At 70.0% G+C, this 18,662-nt stretch carries 19 protein-coding genes; 7 read left to right on the forward strand and 12 right to left on the reverse strand.

Going from position 1 to position 18,662, the window contains the following annotated elements; all coding sequences use genetic code 11:
• Positions 1-57 precede the first annotated feature (57 nt).
• Complete coding sequence (locus tag ACFZDJ_RS38905) at positions 58-951, reverse strand: YhjD/YihY/BrkB family envelope integrity protein (RefSeq protein WP_391066179.1); 894 nt, start codon at positions 949-951, stop codon at positions 58-60.
• Between the two features lie 238 nt (positions 952-1,189).
• On the opposite strand from ACFZDJ_RS38905, the gene ACFZDJ_RS38910 reads away from it, so the two are divergent.
• Entirely contained in the window at positions 1,190-1,840 is a 651-nt protein-coding gene (locus tag ACFZDJ_RS38910; protein ID WP_391066183.1) for a GAP family protein, read from the forward strand.
• A gap of 60 nt (positions 1,841-1,900) precedes the next feature.
• Here the strand turns inward: ACFZDJ_RS38910 and ACFZDJ_RS38915 are convergent, their stop codons facing one another.
• Positions 1,901-2,833, reverse strand: coding sequence for a cyclase family protein (locus ACFZDJ_RS38915; protein ID WP_384919409.1), 933 nt, complete (start codon positions 2,831-2,833; stop codon positions 1,901-1,903).
• Positions 2,834-2,962: 129 nt separating this feature from the next.
• Between ACFZDJ_RS38915 and ACFZDJ_RS38920 the strand changes: the two genes are divergently transcribed.
• Positions 2,963-3,925 carry a DUF389 domain-containing protein gene (locus tag ACFZDJ_RS38920; RefSeq protein WP_391066186.1) on the forward strand — a complete coding sequence of 321 codons (963 nt, stop codon included), beginning with the start codon at positions 2,963-2,965 and terminating at the stop codon, positions 3,923-3,925.
• Here the strand turns inward: ACFZDJ_RS38920 and ACFZDJ_RS38925 are convergent.
• Positions 3,909-5,312 (reverse strand): hypothetical protein, encoded by a 1,404-nt coding sequence (locus tag ACFZDJ_RS38925; protein WP_390931530.1) that lies wholly within the window; start codon positions 5,310-5,312, stop codon positions 3,909-3,911. The genes ACFZDJ_RS38920 and ACFZDJ_RS38925 overlap by 17 nt on opposite strands.
• Before the next feature lie 207 nt (positions 5,313-5,519).
• Here ACFZDJ_RS38925 and ACFZDJ_RS38930 point away from each other — a divergent pair, with 207 nt between their 5' ends.
• Positions 5,520-5,933 carry a DUF6325 family protein gene (locus tag ACFZDJ_RS38930; RefSeq protein WP_168506354.1) on the forward strand — a complete coding sequence of 138 codons (414 nt, stop codon included), beginning with the start codon at positions 5,520-5,522 and terminating at the stop codon, positions 5,931-5,933.
• Positions 5,934-5,995: 62 nt separating this feature from the next.
• On the opposite strand, the gene ACFZDJ_RS38935 is transcribed toward ACFZDJ_RS38930, so the two are convergent.
• The 5 genes from ACFZDJ_RS38935 to ACFZDJ_RS38955 all read right to left on the reverse strand — a co-directional run bounded on the left by ACFZDJ_RS38935 (position 5,996) and on the right by ACFZDJ_RS38955 (position 10,560).
• Positions 5,996-6,562 carry a gluconokinase, GntK/IdnK-type gene (locus ACFZDJ_RS38935; protein ID WP_391066190.1) on the reverse strand — a complete coding sequence of 189 codons (567 nt, stop codon included), beginning with the start codon at positions 6,560-6,562 and terminating at the stop codon, positions 5,996-5,998.
• Positions 6,559-7,608 (reverse strand): cytochrome d ubiquinol oxidase subunit II, encoded by a 1,050-nt coding sequence (locus ACFZDJ_RS38940; protein ID WP_391066193.1) that lies wholly within the window; start codon positions 7,606-7,608, stop codon positions 6,559-6,561. Before ACFZDJ_RS38940 ends, ACFZDJ_RS38935 begins: the two co-directional genes overlap by 4 nt.
• Entirely contained in the window at positions 7,605-8,993 is a 1,389-nt protein-coding gene (locus ACFZDJ_RS38945; RefSeq protein WP_391066474.1) for a cytochrome ubiquinol oxidase subunit I, read from the reverse strand. The genes ACFZDJ_RS38940 and ACFZDJ_RS38945 overlap by 4 nt, the downstream gene beginning before the upstream one ends.
• Before the next feature lie 110 nt (positions 8,994-9,103).
• Positions 9,104-9,943 (reverse strand): SDR family oxidoreductase, encoded by an 840-nt coding sequence (locus tag ACFZDJ_RS38950; RefSeq protein ID WP_075025575.1) that lies wholly within the window; start codon positions 9,941-9,943, stop codon positions 9,104-9,106.
• A 188-nt stretch (positions 9,944-10,131) separates the two neighbouring features.
• Positions 10,132-10,560, reverse strand: a complete 429-nt coding sequence (locus ACFZDJ_RS38955) for a hypothetical protein (RefSeq protein WP_054228772.1) — start codon at positions 10,558-10,560, stop codon at positions 10,132-10,134.
• Positions 10,561-10,802: 242 nt separating this feature from the next.
• Between ACFZDJ_RS38955 and ACFZDJ_RS38960 the strand changes: the two genes are divergently transcribed.
• Positions 10,803-11,087, forward strand: a complete 285-nt coding sequence (locus tag ACFZDJ_RS38960) for an SHOCT domain-containing protein (protein WP_391066196.1) — start codon at positions 10,803-10,805, stop codon at positions 11,085-11,087.
• Positions 11,088-11,096: 9 nt separating this feature from the next.
• The gene (locus ACFZDJ_RS38965) at positions 11,097-11,888 is read left to right on the forward strand and encodes a DUF427 domain-containing protein (protein WP_391066199.1); all 792 of its coding nucleotides are present in this window, start codon (positions 11,097-11,099) and stop codon (positions 11,886-11,888) included.
• Between the two features lie 15 nt (positions 11,889-11,903).
• Here ACFZDJ_RS38965 and ACFZDJ_RS38970 read toward each other — a convergent pair whose 3' ends face one another.
• The 4 genes from ACFZDJ_RS38970 to ACFZDJ_RS38985 form a co-directional block, all read right to left on the reverse strand.
• Positions 11,904-12,959, reverse strand: coding sequence for an ABC transporter substrate-binding protein (locus ACFZDJ_RS38970; protein ID WP_391066201.1), 1,056 nt, complete (start codon positions 12,957-12,959; stop codon positions 11,904-11,906).
• Positions 12,960-13,094: 135 nt separating this feature from the next.
• On the reverse strand, positions 13,095-14,183 hold the full coding sequence (locus ACFZDJ_RS38975; protein WP_382078295.1) for an ABC transporter substrate-binding protein: 1,089 nt from the start codon (positions 14,181-14,183) through the stop codon (positions 13,095-13,097).
• A 59-nt stretch (positions 14,184-14,242) separates the two neighbouring features.
• On the reverse strand, positions 14,243-15,121 hold the full coding sequence (locus ACFZDJ_RS38980) for an ABC transporter permease subunit (RefSeq protein WP_390931542.1): 879 nt from the start codon (positions 15,119-15,121) through the stop codon (positions 14,243-14,245).
• On the reverse strand, positions 15,118-15,978 hold the full coding sequence (locus ACFZDJ_RS38985) for an ABC transporter ATP-binding protein (protein ID WP_075025582.1): 861 nt from the start codon (positions 15,976-15,978) through the stop codon (positions 15,118-15,120). Before ACFZDJ_RS38985 ends, ACFZDJ_RS38980 begins: the two co-directional genes overlap by 4 nt.
• A 235-nt stretch (positions 15,979-16,213) precedes the next feature.
• Between ACFZDJ_RS38985 and ACFZDJ_RS38990 the strand changes: the two genes are divergently transcribed.
• Positions 16,214-17,905 carry an ATP-binding protein gene (locus ACFZDJ_RS38990; RefSeq protein ID WP_391066205.1) on the forward strand — a complete coding sequence of 564 codons (1,692 nt, stop codon included), beginning with the start codon at positions 16,214-16,216 and terminating at the stop codon, positions 17,903-17,905.
• Entirely contained in the window at positions 17,902-18,591 is a 690-nt protein-coding gene (locus tag ACFZDJ_RS38995) for a response regulator (protein ID WP_266632505.1), read from the forward strand. Before ACFZDJ_RS38990 ends, ACFZDJ_RS38995 begins: the two co-directional genes overlap by 4 nt.
• Positions 18,592-18,662: the final 71 nt, after the last annotated feature.

Here is an 18,662-nt window from a genome sequence, read left to right on the forward strand (position 1 = left end):
GTGGGCATCTGTCCCAAAACCCAAGGTATCCCTGGGGGATATTTACGGCGAGTTGGACTATTCGGGTGAGCCGAGGCGCCGGGACACCGCGGGTTCCCGGGCGATGACCGCGCCGGCGGTGATCCCGGCGGCGATGACGACACAGAGCCCGATCAGCCATGACAACACCGTGAAGACCGCACCCAGCGACCCGTAGCGGTCCAGGCTGCGGTTGAGCGCGCTGGGCACGTACAGCTTGGCGACCACCGTCAGCGTGGTCATGGCCACCCCGGTCAGGAGCGAACCGGGCAGCAGGGGCAGCCAGGGGACGCGCGCGGCGAGCAGCAGGTGCTGGGTCCACCACCAGACGCCCACCTGGGCGACCAGCAGGAGCGGCACGCCCAGCCACGCTCCCGCGCCGAATCCGGTGCGCAGCGGTCCCTGCAGGGCGAGGATGAACAGCCAGACCGCGATCCACACGAGCCATCTCCAGGCGGCGATCCGCGGGCTCGCGCTCGGCAGCCGCCAGGCGCGTTGGCACAGGCGCTGCATCGCCCGGCTGCACGCGGTGGCGGAGAGCAGCACCATCAGTGAGCCGACCACCCCGACGCTCTGCTGAAGGTCCGCGGGATTGGCCTGGAAGATCTTCTTCAGCTCCTGTTCGGAGGAGCCGTTGATACCGAAGACGTCGTGCAGCGAGGAGACGAACTCGCTGCGCACTGCATGCGGGGCGAAGGAGGCGACAACGAAGAGCAGCGGAACGGCCGTCAGGAAGACCTGGGCCGCCAACCGGGTCGCGGAGTCGAGCAGGTTCACCGCGATCAGGTGCGAGGTGAGGCGGGTGACCACCGGGAAGCGCTCCTCGGTGGTGCCGCGCAGCCGCCGTAGCCGCGCCCCCAGCTCCGCCGCCCGCCCGCGCAGGCGGCTCGTCCTGCTGTCGGTGGGCGAGCCGGATCCTCTGACTGCGCGCATTCCGCTCCCCGGGTCGGGACTGGGCTCCACGCCCCGAGGCGTGACCACGCCACCAGGGTGCCGTCCCGGGCGGCCGCCCGCCTGCGGCGCGAGCGCCGTTGCGCCGTACGGGGGAGAGGCCGCCCGAGGAGTTCCGGACGGCGGCGCTGAATTGTGGGTGCGGGCGGCAGCGGTGACGATGGGGCCATGCGCGCATCCGGCGCCGCCCCGAGCCTCACGCGGCCGTGCGGGGGCAGCGATGGTCCTTGACCTGGTCCTCATCGGTCTGGCGATCGCCGTGAACCCGTTCTCCGTCACCGCGTTCGTGCTGGTGCTGTCCGCGCGGGGCGGGATCTGGAACGGGCTGGCCTTCGTCCTCACCTGGCTGGCCAGTTTCGTCGCGATCATCGCCGTGGTGCTGCTCATGACCGGCGGGAAACCGCCGCCGCCCAAGTCGGCGCCCTCCACGGCCGCCCTGGCCGCCAAACTGGCCATCGGCGTCGGTCTCGTCTGGTACGGGGAGCGCACCCGCCGCAGGAGGGGCAGGCGGCACAAGTCCCCCGGGATGATGTCCCGGCTCGACCGGATGTCCCCGTGGACGGCGGCCGGGCTGGCGCTGTTCCTCCAGCCCTGGGGGCTGGTGGCCGCCGGAGCCGCCACCGTGGTGGAGGCGGACCTCTCCCACGCCGCCTCGTACGCGGCGCTGATGGGCTACTGCCTGCTGGCCAGCTCCAGCCTGCTGGCCATGGAGATCTACGCGACTTTCGCCCCCGACTCGTCCCGCGTACGGCTCGGGCGGCTGCGGACGTGGCTGGAGGGCCATCAGGACCAGGCGATCGTGACGGTATGCCTGCTGCTGGGGCTGTGGCTCGTGGGCAAGAGCATCTACCAGCTGACCAACTCGGCCTGACCGGCCATCACGGGACCGCCCAGGGGACGCCGTCACAGGATCGCCGGGGGGACGACCGCCTCACAGGATCGCCAGGGGATTGACGGGCGAGCCGGTGGCCGCGGGCAGCCGGAGCGGGGCGATCACGCACAGGAACGACCAGCGGCCTTCCCGCGCGCAGATCGGCGCGAGGTCCTCGAACCGCAGATAGTCGAGCAGATGCAGCCCCATGGCGTGGACGGCGAGCACATGCACCGGGAACGCGACCCCTCGCACCGCGCTCGGGGCCGTGTCGTTGTTGCCGTCACTGCCGAGTACCGCCACCTCCCGGTCGGCCACGAACTCCATCGCCGTCGGATGGAGTCCGGCACGGGCGGCGGCCACGTCCCAGGGGCCCAGCTCCTCGCGGCGACGGCGGTGTCCGACCCGTACGAGCAGGATGTCACCGCGGCCGACCCGCAGCCCCTGCCGGGTCTCGGCGGCGGTCAGGTCCTCGGCGGTCACATTCGATCCGGGTTCGAGCCAGGAGACGCCGTGCACCCGGGGTATGTCGAGGAGGACCCCGCGTCCGACGATGCCGTCACGGGCCAGCTCGACGGACAGGACGCTCGCGCCCTCCGGCGACAGCGCGTCCGCAGCCGGTATTCCGCCGTGCAGCGTGCCGTCGTAGATGACATGGCACAGCGCGTCGAGGTGACTGTCCACATCGCCGTGCACGTTCATGGCGAAGCGGTCCCGCGCGAAGTCCAGGCCCTCCGGGACCGGTTCGCCGCCGGCCGGAGCGGTGAGCCGGTGCTCGGCCGGATCGGCGTCGTCGGGTTCGACACGGGTCTCCACGGGGGCGGCGAGCGACACCGTGCGTCCCGAGCGCACCTCGCGGACGGCCGCCAGCACCTGTTCCGCGGTGATCGTGTCCAGGGCGCCCCGGCGCGTGCTGCCGCCGGAGGCCATGCCGCGCAGTTGGCGGTAGAGCGACCGGAACTCGGCCTCGCTCAGCTCGTCGGGCATCGGCATGTCACCAGCCTCCGACAGAAGCCGGATTCCGGCACGCCGAGTTGCCGGGGGCAGACACCGCCGCGTTAATGAAGGAGCGACCTGTCCACGTCACAAGCCGGCGCACCGCACCGGAACGCGGAGGTCCGGATGGACATGATTCATGTCCGCGCGGTGTGCCCGCCGGATCTCACGCAACGCACCATGGCCCTGCTGGGCGACGAGCCGTGCGCCTTGAACCTGGTCCTCCAGACGGGCAGCGTACGCAACCCCGACGGTGACGCCATCGAGTGCGACGTCCTGACCGGGGCCGCGAACGAGGTGTTGCGCGGCCTGCGGGAGCTGGGCCTGGAGCGCCACGGCTCCATCGTCCTCGATCCGGTGGACACGGTGTTCTCGGAACACGCCGCGAGGACCGGGGCCGAGCAACTCGGGGCCCTGCCGAGCGCACCGGTGTGGGCGCAGGTGGAGGCGCGGATCCGGGCCGAGGGCAGATACCCCCCGAGCTTCTACCTCTTTCTGGTCATCGCCGGGCTCATCGGCGCGGTGGGCATCATCACCAACTCCCAGATCCTCATCGTCGCGGCCATGGTGGTCGGACCCGAGTACGGGGCCATCACCAGCGTCGCCCTCGCGATCGACCGCGGCTCCCGGCCGAGAATCCGGCAGGGCCTGTCGGCCCTGCTGGTGGGCTTCGTACTGGCCGTTGCCGCGACCTTCCTCTTCTCGCTGCTCGTCCGGGGCTTCGGGCTCCAGCCGAGGGCCTTCGAACTGGGTGTCAGGCCCGTCTCGAATCTGATCAACACCCCCAACTTCTTCTCGGCCGTGGTGGCGGTGCTGGCCGGCGTCGTCGGCATCGTCTCGCTGGCCGAGGCCCGGACCAGCGCACTCCTCGGCGTCTTCATCTCGGTGACCACCATTCCGGCCGGGGCCGACATCGGGGTCTCGTGCGCGTTCGGCAGCTGGGACGAGGCCTGGGGGTCGCTGCTCCAACTCCTGCTCAACATCGTCGTACTGATCCTGGTCGGGACCGGCGCGCTCAAGTGCCAGCGGGCGATCTGGCGGCGGGTGGGCGAACGCCGGCACCGGCGCGAGGTCAGGCGGACGGCGTAGGAGCGGACGGCGCCGGAGGGGACGGCGTCGAAGCGGCCGTGGTCGAGGGAGCCCCGGTGTCCAGGAACTCGCGGATCGCGAAGGCGACCAGCACGATCACCACGGTCCACACGACGACCCACGTGGTCGGGTAGCTCCAGGTGAACAGCACGATCGCGGCGACCAACAGGATCGCGACGCCGATCCACCGCTTGAAGCGGTGCACGAACCGGCCGACCGGACCCAGCGGGAGCCCCGCCGACACGGCGACGTCACGCAGGGCGCCGATGCCCCTGCGACAGCCCGTACGGATGAGGACGGCGATCCGGGACGGCCCGACGAGGAAGGCGCCGGCGGCCGTCACGAGCGCGAGCGCGCCGACCGCGCGTACACCGGCGCGCAGGAACCTGACCAGCGAGTCGAACACCGTGGCGGCGGCGTCCTCGGACGCCCCGACGGGCAGATGGTCGAGGTAGATCGCCCGTGCGAGGGCCAGGACGATGCCGAGCACGACCATGGCGGCGAACACCCCGAGTGCGGCCCCGATCAGGGCCCGGCGACGGTTGGCGGCCAGATACACGCCCACGGCGGCGATCAGCACGGCGATGACGGGGAGCCAGCCGCCGATGATGTCCAGCACCCTCAGATACGTCTTGATCTTGCCGACGTCCTTCGACGCGAACACCACGAAGTCCGTGTGGATGGCCGGAATCCGAGCGGCCGGCTTGAAGCCGGCGCTGACCAGTCGGTCCTTGACCTGGGCCACGATCGGCGCCACGTCGATGGTGACCTGACCGTTCTTGGCGGCCACCGCGCCGGTGGCGTTGCCCGTGAGGGCTTTGTCCAGCGCGCTGTGGGCCCGGCGGTTCGCGTCCACCCAGACGGTCTCGAAGGCCTTGCTGGAGACCACCCGCTGCACGGTGTCGGCGACCAGACTCTTCAGACCGCTGGTGATCGGGCCGCCCAGGTCGCCGAGGAGCGTGGCGACCCTCGGCGGGGCACCCTTCTCCGCCGCCGCCTGCTCCAGATCCTTGACCAGCGCGTCCACGTCGATCTGCGCCAGGACCGCGGTGGTGACCCGGTTGGTGACCGCCTTCTGCACATCCGGATCGCTCGCCAGCGGTCCCACGGTGGCGACATAGCGGTCCGTGTCCCGGACGATGCTGTTCGCCCAGACCGCGACGACGGCCAGCAGCGACAGCAGCGAGGCGAGGAGAATCAGCAGGACCGAGCCCGTCGAGCGGAGCCAGTGGTGCCGCGCGGCACCCGCCGGCCCACCGCTCTCCAGAGCGCTCACCCGGTGCCGCAGCTCGTCCAGCTCGTTGCGCTCCCGCGCCGAGAGCCGCTGCTCGCCGGACGGTTCTGGGGTCTTGTCGTCCGGGTCCGGTGGAGGCGGGCTGCTCGTCATGATTACAGCAGAGGGGTACGGATCCGATCCCGCGACCCGGACCGGCCCGGCGGGTGAAGGTCACACCGAGGTGCGGTGCCTTCCGTCCGATGCTGCAATGGAATCCGGGGCCCGTGGATGCGCAGGCATTCGGGGACAGGGGGAATTCCAAGACCATCCAGGGGTGAAGCCGTGAGCGATTCTTCCGTGAGTGATGAATTCGCTGAAATGGGCCCTATCGATTACATAGTCGTCGAGTTTCCCGGCAACCGTATGACCGGCGAAGGCCTTCCCCTGCTGGTCGACCTGGTGGACCGCGGCCTCATCCGGATCCTCGATCTGATGTTTGTCAGAAAGGACGAGGACGGATCCGTGGTCGGCCTGGAGATCGCCGACCTCACCGGCGACGGAGCCCTCGACCTCGCCGTCTTCGAGGGTGCCTCCTCCGGCCTGCTGGGCGAGGACGACATCGAGGAGGCGGCCAGTGTCTTGGAGCCCGGCAACTCCGCCGGAATCCTGGTCTACGAGAACCTGTGGGCCGCCCCCTTCGCCACCGCCCTGCGCCGCGGTGGTGCGCAGATGGTGGCCTCCGGGCGCATCCCGGTGCCGGCCGTGCTCGCGGCGCTGGACGCGACGGAGTAGCACACGGCCGCCGCCCGCGCGTTCGGGAGACATCGCCGCCGTACCTGTGAGCGCCTGATCCGTCAGGGGCCCGGGCGCTCGGCGCAGTGCTCGACGGCGGCCCGCACCCGGGCGATGTTCGTCGGAAGGGCGGCCGTGGCATCCAGGGTCAGACCCGGCTCGTCCGGCTCCAGCGGCTCCAGCGTCTCGAACTGCGAGTCGACCAGCCGGGCGGGCATGAAGTGGCCGGTGCGCCGGGACACGCGGTCCCGGGCCGTCGCCCGGTCCAGGGCGAGGTACAGGTACCGCAACGCCGGCCCCCCGGCCTCCCGGAACTCGTCACGATAGGCGCGCTTGAGGGCCGAACAGGCGACGACCAGTCCCTCGCGGGCCTCGGCGGAGCGACGGATGCGGTCGGAGAGGGCACGCAGCCAGGGCGCGCGGTCGGCGTCGTCCAGGGCGTGGCCCGCGGTCATCTTCGCGATGTTCGCCGCGGGGTGGAAGTCGTCGCCCTCGACGAACGCCAGGCCGAGCTTCACGGCGATCGCTTGGCCGAAGGTGGTCTTCCCGGAACCCGACACGCCCAGGACCACTATGATCGGCGGCCTTTCCCCGTCCCCTTCGCCGCGTCCGGCGCCGCCCCCTGTCACGGGTTCTCGGGTTCCCGGCCCGGTGCCGTCTGCCGCAGGTCCCCCTCGGTGAGGGGCTGGAGGGCCCCGCGGGTGTCCAGCCGGTAGAGCAGGACGAGCGGCGGCCCGACGAGCACCACCGCGATGACCGTGACCAGCATCAGCCAGCGCAGCGTCGTCGACGCGCCGGCCGCCTGGGACACGGTCAGTGAGGTGGGGATGAGATAGGGCCGCTGGGCCAGTCCCCAGGCCACGACGACGAGGGCCACGCTGCCGATCGCGGTGACCCTCGCCCATCCCGTCGCGACGTGGTACAGCAGCCAGGCGGTGGTCAACGCGCAGACGACGGCGATGAACACGAGGACGAGACCGGTTCCGCCGGTGAGCCCGTCGTGGACGTAGGGCGCGTCGTCGTGGGTCACGGCGAGGCCGACGATCCCCAGCACGGCGAGGACGACGAGACTGCACCAGGCCCGCAGCCGGAAGTAGCCGACGAGGTCGGGGGCGTCGAAGCGGCGGGCGTCGGCGGTCAGGAACACCGCGCCGAGGAAGGCGGTCGCGGCGACGGTGAGCAGCCCGGCGATCACGGAGGTCCCGTTGGACCAGGCGTCGGCGGACGCCTGCGTGCCGGGAGCCGCCCGGCCCGTGGCGATCCCGCCGACCGCCGCGCCGAGGAAGAAGGGGGTCAGCAGCGAGGAGACGGCGAAGGCGGCGCCGTAGACCCTGCGCCGGGCGAGGCGCCGCGTGGGCTTGCGCAGGGCGAAGCCGGCACCGCGCAGGACGAGTCCCACCGCCGCGAGTGCCAGCGGGAGCCACATGGCGGAGAAGACCGTCTGGAACAGGACCGGGAACCCGGTCCACATGATGACCAGGACGAAGATCAGCCAGACGTTGTTGGTCTCCCACACGGGTTCCATGGCGTGGTCGATGAGCCACCTGGGGCGCTTGCCGCGTTCGGCGCCGCCCGCGACGAGGTCCCAGAATCCGGCGCCGTAGTCCGTGCCACCGGCACACGCGTAGGCGGCCACCGCGGCCAGCAGCACCCAGGCGACGACGTCCTCGATCATTCGTCTCCCCTGTCCCCGCTCGCGGTGGTCGACAACGGGCGGGGCCCATAAGGAGTGTCGCTCTCCAGGTCCTCGGCGGCGGCATCCGCGGACGCGCCCTCGTCGGCCAGCCGCCAGCGGTGGCTCATCTTCACAAGGAGGGTCAGGAAGGAACCGAGGACGAGGACGTAGACCACCACGACGATGCCGAACATCGTCCACAGGGACGCGGCGCGGGTGCCCGTGACCGCCTCCGAGACCCGCATGTTCTGGTAGACGATCCAGGGCTGTCGGCCCACCTCGGTCGTGATCCAGCCGCACTCCACGGTCAGCAGACAGGCGGCGCCGGCGAGGGCGGCACACCGGAAGAACCAGGGTGACCGGGGCAGTTCATGACGCCGCAGCCGGCACCAGCCGTACCAGAGCGCGAGCAGCACGAGCAGGCTTCCGACGGTCACCATGATGTCGAACGCCCAGTGGGCGATCGTGGCCTGAATCACCGTCGGGCGGTCGCTCGCCGGGACGGATGTCAGTCCGGTCACCTCGGTGGACGATCTGAATCCGGCAAGGATCGAGTCCAGTTGGGGGATCTTGATCCCGCCGGAGACCGACCCGTCGGCATGCAGACGTCCGAAGAGGTACTCCGGTACGTGGGTGTCGGTCTTCCACACGAGTTCGGTGGCCGCGAACTTCACGGGCTGTTTGTGGAAGACGGAGCGGGCGATGGAGTCCCCGAGCACGAACTGGACGGGGGTGAGGATCGCGGCGACGGTGAACGGCACCGTGAAGCCGAGCCGGTGGTAGCGGTCCCGGCGGCCGCGCAGCAGACCGACCGCGTACACCCCGGCGACGACGTATCCGGCGGTCAGGACCACGCCGACCACGAAGTGCCAGTACTCGGGGCCGAACATCGGTGTGAAGACCGCCTGCCGCACATTGACGTTCACCGGCTTGCCGGACGCGTCGAGAGTGAAGCCGCGCGGGGTGTTCATCCAGGCGTTCGCGGCCACGATGCCGAACGCCCCCATCAGGGCGGCCAGCGGCAGGGGCAGGCCGAGCCAGAAGTGCGTCCACGGCTTGAGCCGGCGCCAGCCGTACAGGTAGATGGCGATGAGGATCGCCTCGAGGAAGAACGCCCAGGCCTCGATCCCGAAGCCGAGGCCGAAGACATCGCCCCACCGGCCCATCATCCCCGGCCACAGCAGACCGAACTCGAAGGACAGCACGGTGCCCGTCACGATGCCGATCGCGAACTGCACGGCCATGACCGCCGACCAGCGCCGTGCGAGCAACAGGGCGACGGCGTCGCCCTTGCGCAGCCCGCGGTAGTGCATCAGGAGCGTGATGGCGGGCAGGGCCACACCGAAGGGTACGAGCAGGATGTGGGAGGCCAGGGTGAAGGCCATCAGCTCCCGGGCGGGGAGGAGTTGTGGTGGACCGTCCGCGAGAAGGTGGCCGACTGCGCTGTTCACATGACCTCGGTGGTTCGTGCGGGATGGCTGAGGGGCCCTGCGCTTCAGCCGCCGGTGGCGAATCCGGGGAACAACGTCATTCCGCCGTCCACGTAGATCGTGGTGCCCACGACGTAGTCGAAGAGGTCGGACGCGAGCGCGGCCACCGCGTTCGCGATGTCGTCCGGGTCGCCCACGCGGCGGTAGGGGATGAGCCGGAGGAGGTCGGCCTCGGCCTCGGGGGTGTCCCAGGCGTCGCGGTTGATGGGCGTGCGAATCGCGCCCGGAGCGACGGCGTTCACCCGGATCCCCTGCGGCGCGAGCTCCTGGGCGAGGGTCGCCATGAGCATCTGCACCCCGCCCTTGGACGACGCGTAGTTCACATGGCCCGCCCACGGGATGATCTGGTGGACCGAACTCATGCAGATGATCTTCCCGGCCGAACGGGAGACCTCGGGGACGACGCCCCGCCGCAGGAACTCCTTGGTCGCTTCTCGGGCGCACAGGAACTGTCCGGTCAGATTGACGTCCAGCACCTTCTGCCACTGGGCCATGGTCATCTCGGTGACGGGAGCGTCGCGCTGGAGCCCGGCGTTCGCCACCATGACGTCGATGGTCCCGAACTCCTCGACCATCCGGGACACCATGTCGACGACCTGGTCCTCCTGCGACACGTCCGCCTCGTGCGCGTAGGCGCGCACCCCGAAGCCCTCGATCTCGCGCACGACCTCTTCCGCGGCGTCCCGCCCGGACACGTAGTTCACCACCACGTCGGCGCCCACCCGGCCGAGGCCGATGGCCGTGGCCTTGCCGATCCCGGAATTCGCGCCCGTCACCAGCGCCTTCTGCCCCTTGAGGAGAGGGAAGGCAAGGGGTTGGCGACCGTCACTGCCGCTGGTTTCCACTCGTGTCTCCCGGTGGGTGCCGACGCGGATCATCGGGGGAATCCGCTTTTCGGAGGAATTCGCACCACAACGAAAACACTGGTGAGTCGGGACGGCTCGTCGGCACGTCCGCTGTCAGCCGGTCGGGGGGCCGACCCGGACTGAACGGCCCAATGCACCGGCGGGGTCGCCCGGGACGGCGCGCTCGGCTACTCGGTGCGGGGCTGCCGGCTGATTCCGACGCACAGCGCCCAGATGACGAAGGCGTCCACGGCGATCAGCACGATGGCCCAGACGGGGTAGTACGGCAGCCACATGAAGTTGGCGATCATCGACAGGCCTGCCAGGGTGATTCCGACCACGCGTGCCCACATCGCTCCGGTGAACAGGGCGGCGCCGGCGAGGACGACCAGGACGCCGAGGGAGAGGTGGATCCAGCCCCAACTCGTCAGATTGAAGTTGTAGGCGTAGTTGCGGGTGAGGACGAAGACGTCGTCCTCGGCGATGGCGGAGATTCCCTCGAATATCGCCATCACTCCGCCGAAGATCATCATGACTGCGGCGAAGGCGGTCCAGCTGGACGCCCACGGTCCGCCGCTCCCGGTCTCGTGTCGCTGGTGCATTCCAGTCGTGGTCATATCGAGCTCCTCCCACGTAGACCTCACCACTGACCTGTGACCGGTCGGTGGTCCACATTTCAGCTTGCCATGAGAGTCACCTACCGGCAGAACGGCAGAATTCCCGGGAGGCGGCGCCGATGCCGATGTGCGGGGGAATCCGTGCGGTGCTCCAATGGGGGTGCCCGATGCGCCGAGAATTGCCCGTCGGTCAAGGGAGCGTGTCTATTCGCAGGCCGCTTTTTTCCAGAAAGGAAACCGCCGTGCCAGGTCTCCTTCGCGGGGTCGCCCGCACAGCCGTGGTGGCCGGTACCGCGACCGCCGTGTCGAACCGTGTGTCACGCCGTCAGCAGGGGCGATGGGCTCAGCAGGAGTACCAGGAGGCCCCGCCGCAGCCCGCGCCCGCCGCGCCGCCCCCGCCGCCCGCCCCGTCGGCCGACGACATGAGCAGCAGGATCGATCAGCTGAAGCAACTCGGTGATCTCAAGGCCCAGGGCGTCCTGACCGAGGCCGAATTCGAGGAGCAGAAGCGCAGGATCCTTGGGTAGTGAGGGTCCATGAACCTCACCACTCCGGAAGGCCTTCTGTGGGAGCCCAGTGAGCGCTGGGTACGCGGGCGCAAGGGCGAGGTCACGGTCGTCGACAGCCGGCACCCCGTCCTCGTATGGGAGCCCGAAGTGCCCGTTCCGCTGTACGCGTTCCCGCGTGAGGAGGTCCGCGCGGACCTGCTCCGCCCGGCGAAGAACCCCCGGACCGGCGCACACAGCGGATCGCGGATCTTCTACGACCTCGAAGTGGACGGCGAACTGCTGGAGAACGCGGCCTGGACGTTCCCCGCCGAAGACCTGGCCGGCCACATCGCCTTCGAGTGGTTCTGCCGCAGCGGCCGGGGACTCGACCACTGGTACGAGGAGGAGGAAGAGATCTTCGTCCATCCCCGTGATCCGCACAAACGGGTGGACGCCCTCTCCAGCAGCCGCCACGTCGTCATCGAGATCGACGGCACGGTGGTCGCCGACACCCGCCGGCCGGTGCTGCTCTTCGAGACCGGCCTGCCGACGCGGTACTACATCCCGCGTGAGGACGTCCGCCTCGGCCTGTTCGTCCCCAGCGACCTCAGCACGGGGTGCCCCTACAAGGGCACCGCCGAGTACTGGTCGTGGCGGGGCGGCGGCAACATCCCCGCGAACCTCGTGTGGAGCTACCCGGAGCCACTGCCCGCGGTGGGCGCCGTCAAAGGCCTCCTCGCCTTCTACAACGAAGCGGTCGACATCACCGTGGACGGGGAACGCCTGGAGCGCCCCGTCACCCCGTTCACCTCGACACTCTCGGCGCGACCGGCGACGTGACGGCGGCGCGGGCCGCTACTCGGCCTTGTTGACGAAGTCGTCGGTGTAGGTCTTGGACAGGTCGACGGCGTGCCCCTTGACCGTCGGGTCGAAGGCGGAGAGGACCTTGTAGACGGTCTCGGGACCGTCGGCGGGCATCAGACCGTCGGGGGAGTACATGCCCTTCTCGTTCTGGAGCGCCTTGGCGTAAACGGCCTTGCCGACGCCCGCGTAGTAGTCGGCCGGCATCCTGTCGGCGATCTCGGCGGCGGAGTGGGCCTGGATCCACCTGAGCGTCTCGACGTAGACGTTGACCAGCTTCTGCACCACCTCCGGGTTCTTCTGGACGTACCCGGTGGTGAGGTAGACACAGGAGGCCGGGTAGGTGCCGCCGAGCGTGGCCTTCGCGCCCGCCGTCGTGCGCATGTCGACCAGCGGCTTGGCCAGCTTCCTCTGCTCCAGCAGCGAGACGGTCGGCTCGGTGGTCATACCGGCGTCGATCTGCTTGTTCTGCATCGCCGCCACGAAGGTGGAGCCCGCGCCGACGGCGACCGACGTGGCGCTGCCCGCCTTGACGCCGTTCTTCTCCTCCAGGTACTGGGTGAGGAAGTTGGTGGAGGAGCCGAGGCCGGTCACGCCCAGGCGCCTGCCGCCGAAGTCCGCCGGGCTCTTGACGCTGCCCGTCTCGTCGGTGCGGACCATCTCGACCTCGCCGGGGGCACGGAGCAGTTGCACGACGGACTCGGTGGACTTGCCCTTGGACCGCAGGTCGACGGTGTGGTCGTAGAAACCGACCACCGCGTCCACCTGTCCGGAGATCATGGCGGTCTCGGCCTCGACCCCGTCCGGCTCGTCGTAGAACCGCACATCCAGGCCCTGCGCCTTGTAGTAGCCGAGCTCCCGGGCGAGCGTCACCGGCAGATAGATCTGCTTGTCGAGGCCGCCGGTCATGATCCGCACCGTGGGCGTGCCGTCTCCGTTCCCGGACGCGACCGCGGCGCTGGAGCTGCCCCCTCCGCTGCAGGCGGGCACGGCCAGTGCGAGGGCGACGCAGGCGGCTTTGGCGAGCAAGGACGTGGTGACCGGCTTCATCACTGGTCTCCTTCGCGAGCGGGTGGGCGGGGACATGCGGGCGTGGCGCAGAAGGTACCCGCCCGAGGGCTCGTGCTCACGGCCCGGGGCCGCCCAGGTGGCAGGCATCTGGGCGGCCCCGTGATCGGCGAAGGCTCAGCCGTTCGGACCCGCCGGGGTCGTGGTGGTCTTGAAGCCCTCGGTCTTGTTGGCCTTGATGGCGAAGTCGTTGGTGAACGTCGTGGCGAGGTTCACCTTCGAGGTCGCATGGCCGACCAGTTCCTCGGTCGCCAGGACGGTCTTCGGGCCGCCGGCCGGCATGATGCCGTCCGGGAGGAACTGGCCCTTGTCCTGGGTCAGGGCCGAGATGTAGTCGGCCTTGGTGACCAGCTGGTTCTGCACGTACGACTGCGGGAGCTTGTTCGCGATGTCGGTCGCGCTGTGGGTGTTGATCCAGTGCATGGTGGCGACGAGCGCGTTGACCACCCTCTGCACCGCATCCTTGTGCGAGTTCACCCAGTCGGTACGGGCGATGACACTCGCGGCCGGCCAGGCGCCGCCCATCGCGGCCTTGGCGCCCGCCGTGGTGGCCAGGTCGATCGCGGAGGAGCCGACGCCCTTCTTCTGGATGGCGGCGACCGTCGGCTGTGTCGTCATGACGCAGGCGGCCTTGCCGTTCTGCAGCGCGGCGACGGCGGTGGAGCCCGCGCCGACCGCGATCCGGCTGAGGTCCTTGGTCTTGAGGCCCTTCTGCGCGGCGAGGAACTGGGTGAGGGTGTCGGTGCCCGAGCCCAGGTCGGTGACGCCGAGCGTCTTGCCCTTGAAGTCGGCGGCAGACTTGACGCCGCTCTTCGTGGTGCACATCTCCCGCTCGCCCGGGGCACCGGAGAGCTGGACGACGTCCTCGACCGCCTTGCCCTTCACCTGGAAGTCGATCGTGTGGTTGTACCAGGCGCCTGACATGTCCACCTGCCCCGAGGCCATGGCGTCCTCGGCGCCGACGCCGCCGTCCTGCTCGGTGCTCAGCTCGACGTTGACGCCGTACTTCTTGTAGAAGCCGAGCTGCTGGGCGAGCTGGTACGGCAGGTAGATCTGCTTGTCGAGGCCGCCGGCCATGAGCTTGACGGTCGGCGTGGAGCCGGAACCGCCGCTCGCGGCGGACGAGTTGCTGGAACAGGCACTGACGGCGCCGAGGGCGAGAACGGTGAGGACGGACGCGGCGACGGCGACGGGTCGTCTGGACATGGCTGATCACATTCCTTTGCTGAGGGTTCTGAGATGAAGTGGGGGGAAGCGCGGGGGAGTCAGAGGGAGTTCGCCTCGGACGGGGCCGGCGGGCGCCAGGACAGCAGCCGGTGCTCGAGCTTGCCGATCAGCCACTCGGCGCCGAGCACGATGACCGAGATGACGAGCATCGTCGCGAACACGCCGTTGGGGTCGAAGTTGTTCTGCGCGGTCTTGATGACCAGGCCGAGCCCGCTCTGCGCGCCGAGCACCTCGCCGACGAGCGCGCCGACGATGGCGAAGCCGAAGGCGCTGTGCAGGCTGGCGATGATCCAGGTGAGCGCGGACGGCACGATGACGTGCCGGATGATCTGCAACTGCGAGGCGCCGAGCACCTTGGCGTTGGCGAGGATGTTGCGGTCCACCTCACGGACGCCCTGGAAGGCGTTGAAGAAGACGATGAAGAACACCAGCACCGCGGCGAGCAGGATCTTCGGCAGCACACCGATGCCGAACGCGACGATGAAGATCGAGCCGAGGACGATCCGGGGGATCGCGTTCACCATCTTGATGTAGGGGCCGAGCACGTCCGCGAGGAAGCGGCTCTGGCCCAGCGCGACACCGAAGACCACTCCGGTGACGGCGCCGAGGGCGAAGCCGACGAGGGCCTCCTGGATCGTTGTCCAGATGTTCGAGTAGAAGGACCCGAACTCGGTGCCGTGCCGGAAGAGGTCGACCAGCCGCTTGGCGATGCCCGACGGCTGCCCGAAGAAGAACGGGTCGACGATCCCCCAGGTGGTGAACGCCTGCCAGCCGCCGATGACGAAGGCCGCGAGGCCGATACGGCCCGCCCACACCAGCGCGGTGCGCCGCCGGGCGGCCCGCTTCGCGGTGGCCGCGACCGAGGACGGTGCGCCGTCCTTGACCGGCGGGGCGGAAACTGCGGACGTCGTGCTCATGCCGTACCTCCTGCGGTGCGTGCGTAGGCGCGCTCCACCTCCTCGCGCAGCGTTTCCCAGATCTGGTGCTGAAGTTCGATGAAGCGGGGCTGGAAGCGGATCTCCTGGACCGCGCCGCGCGGGCGGGGCAGGTCGATGTCGAAGACCGCCTTGACCGATCCGGGGCTGGACGTCATGACGACGACCCGGTCGGCGAGCGCCACGGCCTCGTCGAGGTCGTGGGTGATGAAGATGACCGACGGACGGATCTGCTCCCACAGGCCGAGCAGCTCGGTCGACATGATCGCCTTGGTCTGCACGTCCAGGGCGCCGAACGGCTCGTCCATGATCAGGATCTTCGGTTCGTTGATCAGCGCCGCGGCCATCGCCACGCGCTTGCGCATACCGCCGGAGAGCTGGTGCGGGTAGCGGTCCTCGAACCCGGACAGGCCCACCCGGCGCAGCCAGTCGCGCGCCGAGACCTGGGCCTTCTGCTTGGGGACGCCGCGGAAGACCGGGCCCATCAGCACATTGCCGAGGACGGTCTTCCAGGGCAGCAGCGCGTCGGTCTGGAACATGAAGCTGACGCCGTCGGTGACACCGTCCACCTCACGGCCGCCGACCTTGACCGAGCCCTCGCTGGGCCGGTCCAGCCCGGAGACCATGCTCAGGGTCGTCGACTTGCCGCAGCCCGTCGGGCCCACCACCGCACAGAACTGGCCAGGCTCCACGGTGAACGAAACGTCCTGCAGCGCCGTGAACACCTCACCCGCGGGAGTCAGAAATCGTTTGGTGAGCCCTGAAATCTCGACTCGCGCGCTGTCCTGGCCGCTTTTGTCGGCGACCGTGCTCAACGCGGCATCGTTTCGCGAAGCCATCTGAGGTCGTCTCCTTCCTAACCTCGGGGTCGAGGAAGGCAGACGCTAGAGGCCGCCCCGTATTACGTCGCTGTTTCAGACGTATCTCGCGTTAGTTGTGTTAACCGGGGTTCTGCACGTTCTGCTCAGCGGGCCAGGGGTGGGCAGGATGTCCCTGGTGGGGCACAATCACGCCACCACGGGTTACGGCGAAGGGGCCGGGCCCGGCAGCAAGACAAGGGCGAAGGCACCTGTGATGCCCATCCGAATCCGGATCGGCCGCGCCAGGAAGGGAAGGCTCTCCGCGCGGATTCTGGCCAACCAGCTGGTCATCCTGGCCCTGTCCGGATCCATCGGTTTCGTACTGTTCGCGTTCGCTCAGCGGGCCGAGATCGACCGCTCCTACGAGCAGCGGGCGCTGGCCATCGCACAGACCACGGCCGCCGAGCCGCAGATCCAGCAGGCCATGGAGTACGGCGGTGGCGGCGACATCGTGCAGACCGTGGCCGAACGGATCCGGATCGCGTCGAAGGCGTCGTACGTGGTCGTGATCGATCTGCACGGCATCCGCCACTCGCACCCCGACCCGGCACTGATCGGCGAACCGGTGGGCGATCCGATCGCGGTGCTCGACGGCCATCCCCACGTCGGCTCCGACCAGGGCGCGACCGGGCGGTCCGCCAACGGCAAGGCTCCGCTGAAGGGGCCCACCGGCACGCTGGTCGGCGAGGTGTCGGTCGGTATCCCGGAACGCGACGTGCTCGGCGAGCTGTGGCGGGAGCTGCCCACCTTCGGCCTGTATGCCACGATCGCCACCGCGCTCGGCTCGGCGGCCGCGTTCCTGCTGGCCAGACGCCTGAAGCGGACAACGTTCGGGCTGGAGCTGGAGGAGATCGCCGGCCTGCTGCAGGACCGGGAGGCGATGCTGCACGGCATCAGGGAGGGCGTGGTCGCCTTCGACCCCGAGGGCCGGGTCACCGTCATCAACGACGAGGCCCGCCATCTGCTCGGTCTGGGCACGGCACTGGGCAGCCGGCTGGACGAACTCCTGCCCGAGGGTCGGCTGCGCCGGGCCCTGGACGGCAGCCTCACCGGGACCGACATCACGGTCCTCACCGACGACCACTGCCTCGCCGTCAACCGGATGCCGGTGACGCTGCACGGCCGCGCGCTGGGAGCGGTGGTCACCGTGCGTGACCGTACCGAACTGGTCGGACTGCTCAGGGAGCTGGACTCGGTGCGCGGGCTGACGGACGCGCTGCGGGCCCAGCAGCACGAGTTCACCAACCGGATGCACACCCTGGCCGGGCTGCTGGACGTGGGGGAGTACGAGTCCGCGTACGAGTACGCCGTCGAGCTGGCCGGAGCCGACCAGGAGCTGACCGAGTCGGTGCGCGAGCACATCGGCAACGCCCTGATGGTGGGTCTGATCGTGGCCAAGACGACGGTCGCCGCCGAGCGCGGCGTACGGATCGTGCTGGGCGAGGACTCCGCGCTCGGCGAGCAGCCGCCGCATCTGCACCGGCTGCTGACCATCGTCGGCAACCTGCTGGAGAACGCCCTCGACGCCGCGGTCGGCGGACCGGCCCCGGCGGGCGGCCGGGAGGTGCGGCTCACGGTCGTCGAGGCCACCACGGAGGTACTGGTGCGGGTGGCCGACACCGGACCTGGCATCCCGCCGGGCGCGGCCGAGTCCATCTTCGAGGACGGCTGGTCGACCCGGCCGGACCGTGGCACCGCCCGGCGCGGCCTCGGACTGGCCCTGGTCCACCGGCTGGTCCAGCGGCACGGCGGCACCATCACGGTCAGCGAGGGGCCCGGGGCGGTCTTCACCGTGACGCTGCCCCTGCCGGACGTCGCGCCCGCGCCGCAGGGCGCACTGTTCACGACGGCCCCGCTGGTACCGGCGGGCGCCCTGGCCGCGGCCGATGGAGGGGAGCGCTGGTGATACGGACCCTGGTGGTGGACGACGACTTCCGGGTGAACGGACTCCACTGCACATACGTGGCCCGCGTCGAGGGCTTCGAGGTCGTCGGCCAGGTGGCGAACGTGGCCGAGGCGCTGGACGCCGTCCACACGCTCCACCCGGAACTGCTGCTCCTCGACATCTTCCTGCCCGACGGCAGCGGCCTCGACGTGCTGCGACAGCTGACCGGCGACGCGGGTGGCGCCCGCCCCGACGCCATCGTGATCACGGCCGACCGGGACATCACCTCCGTACGGACCGCGATGAAGCTCGGAGCCGTCGGATACCTCGTCAAGCCCTTCGGCGCCGACGCCCTGGCCGAGCGGCTCGCCGCCTACCGCGCGCTCCAGCACCGGGTGGACGTCCTGGGTCCGGAGGCGGAGACCGACCAGGCCGACGTGGACGCCCTGTTCAGCGTCGTCCGCCCCACCGCCCTGCCCGCCGTACCGGCCAAGGGCCACTCCGCGCCGACCCTCGCCCTGCTCCACGAGGCGGTCCGCACCGCCCGCCGGGACGTGTCGGCGGCCGAGGCGGCGGAACTCACCGGCGTCTCCCGCGCCACGGCCCAGCGCTACCTGTCCTACCTCGTCCGGGAGGGCATGGTCCGACTGGAGCTCCGCTACGGCGCGACCGGCCGTCCCGAACACCGCTACCGCACCGTGTCCTGACATCGCGACCGGTGCCTGCGGAGCACACTGAAGGCATGCTCGCGGCGGGCCGCTCCCGCCCCGCCCTCCAC

This window comes from Streptomyces sp. NPDC007896 (assembly GCF_042959425.1).
In the GTDB taxonomy this organism is placed as follows: Bacteria; Actinomycetota; Actinomycetes; order Streptomycetales; family Streptomycetaceae; genus Streptomyces.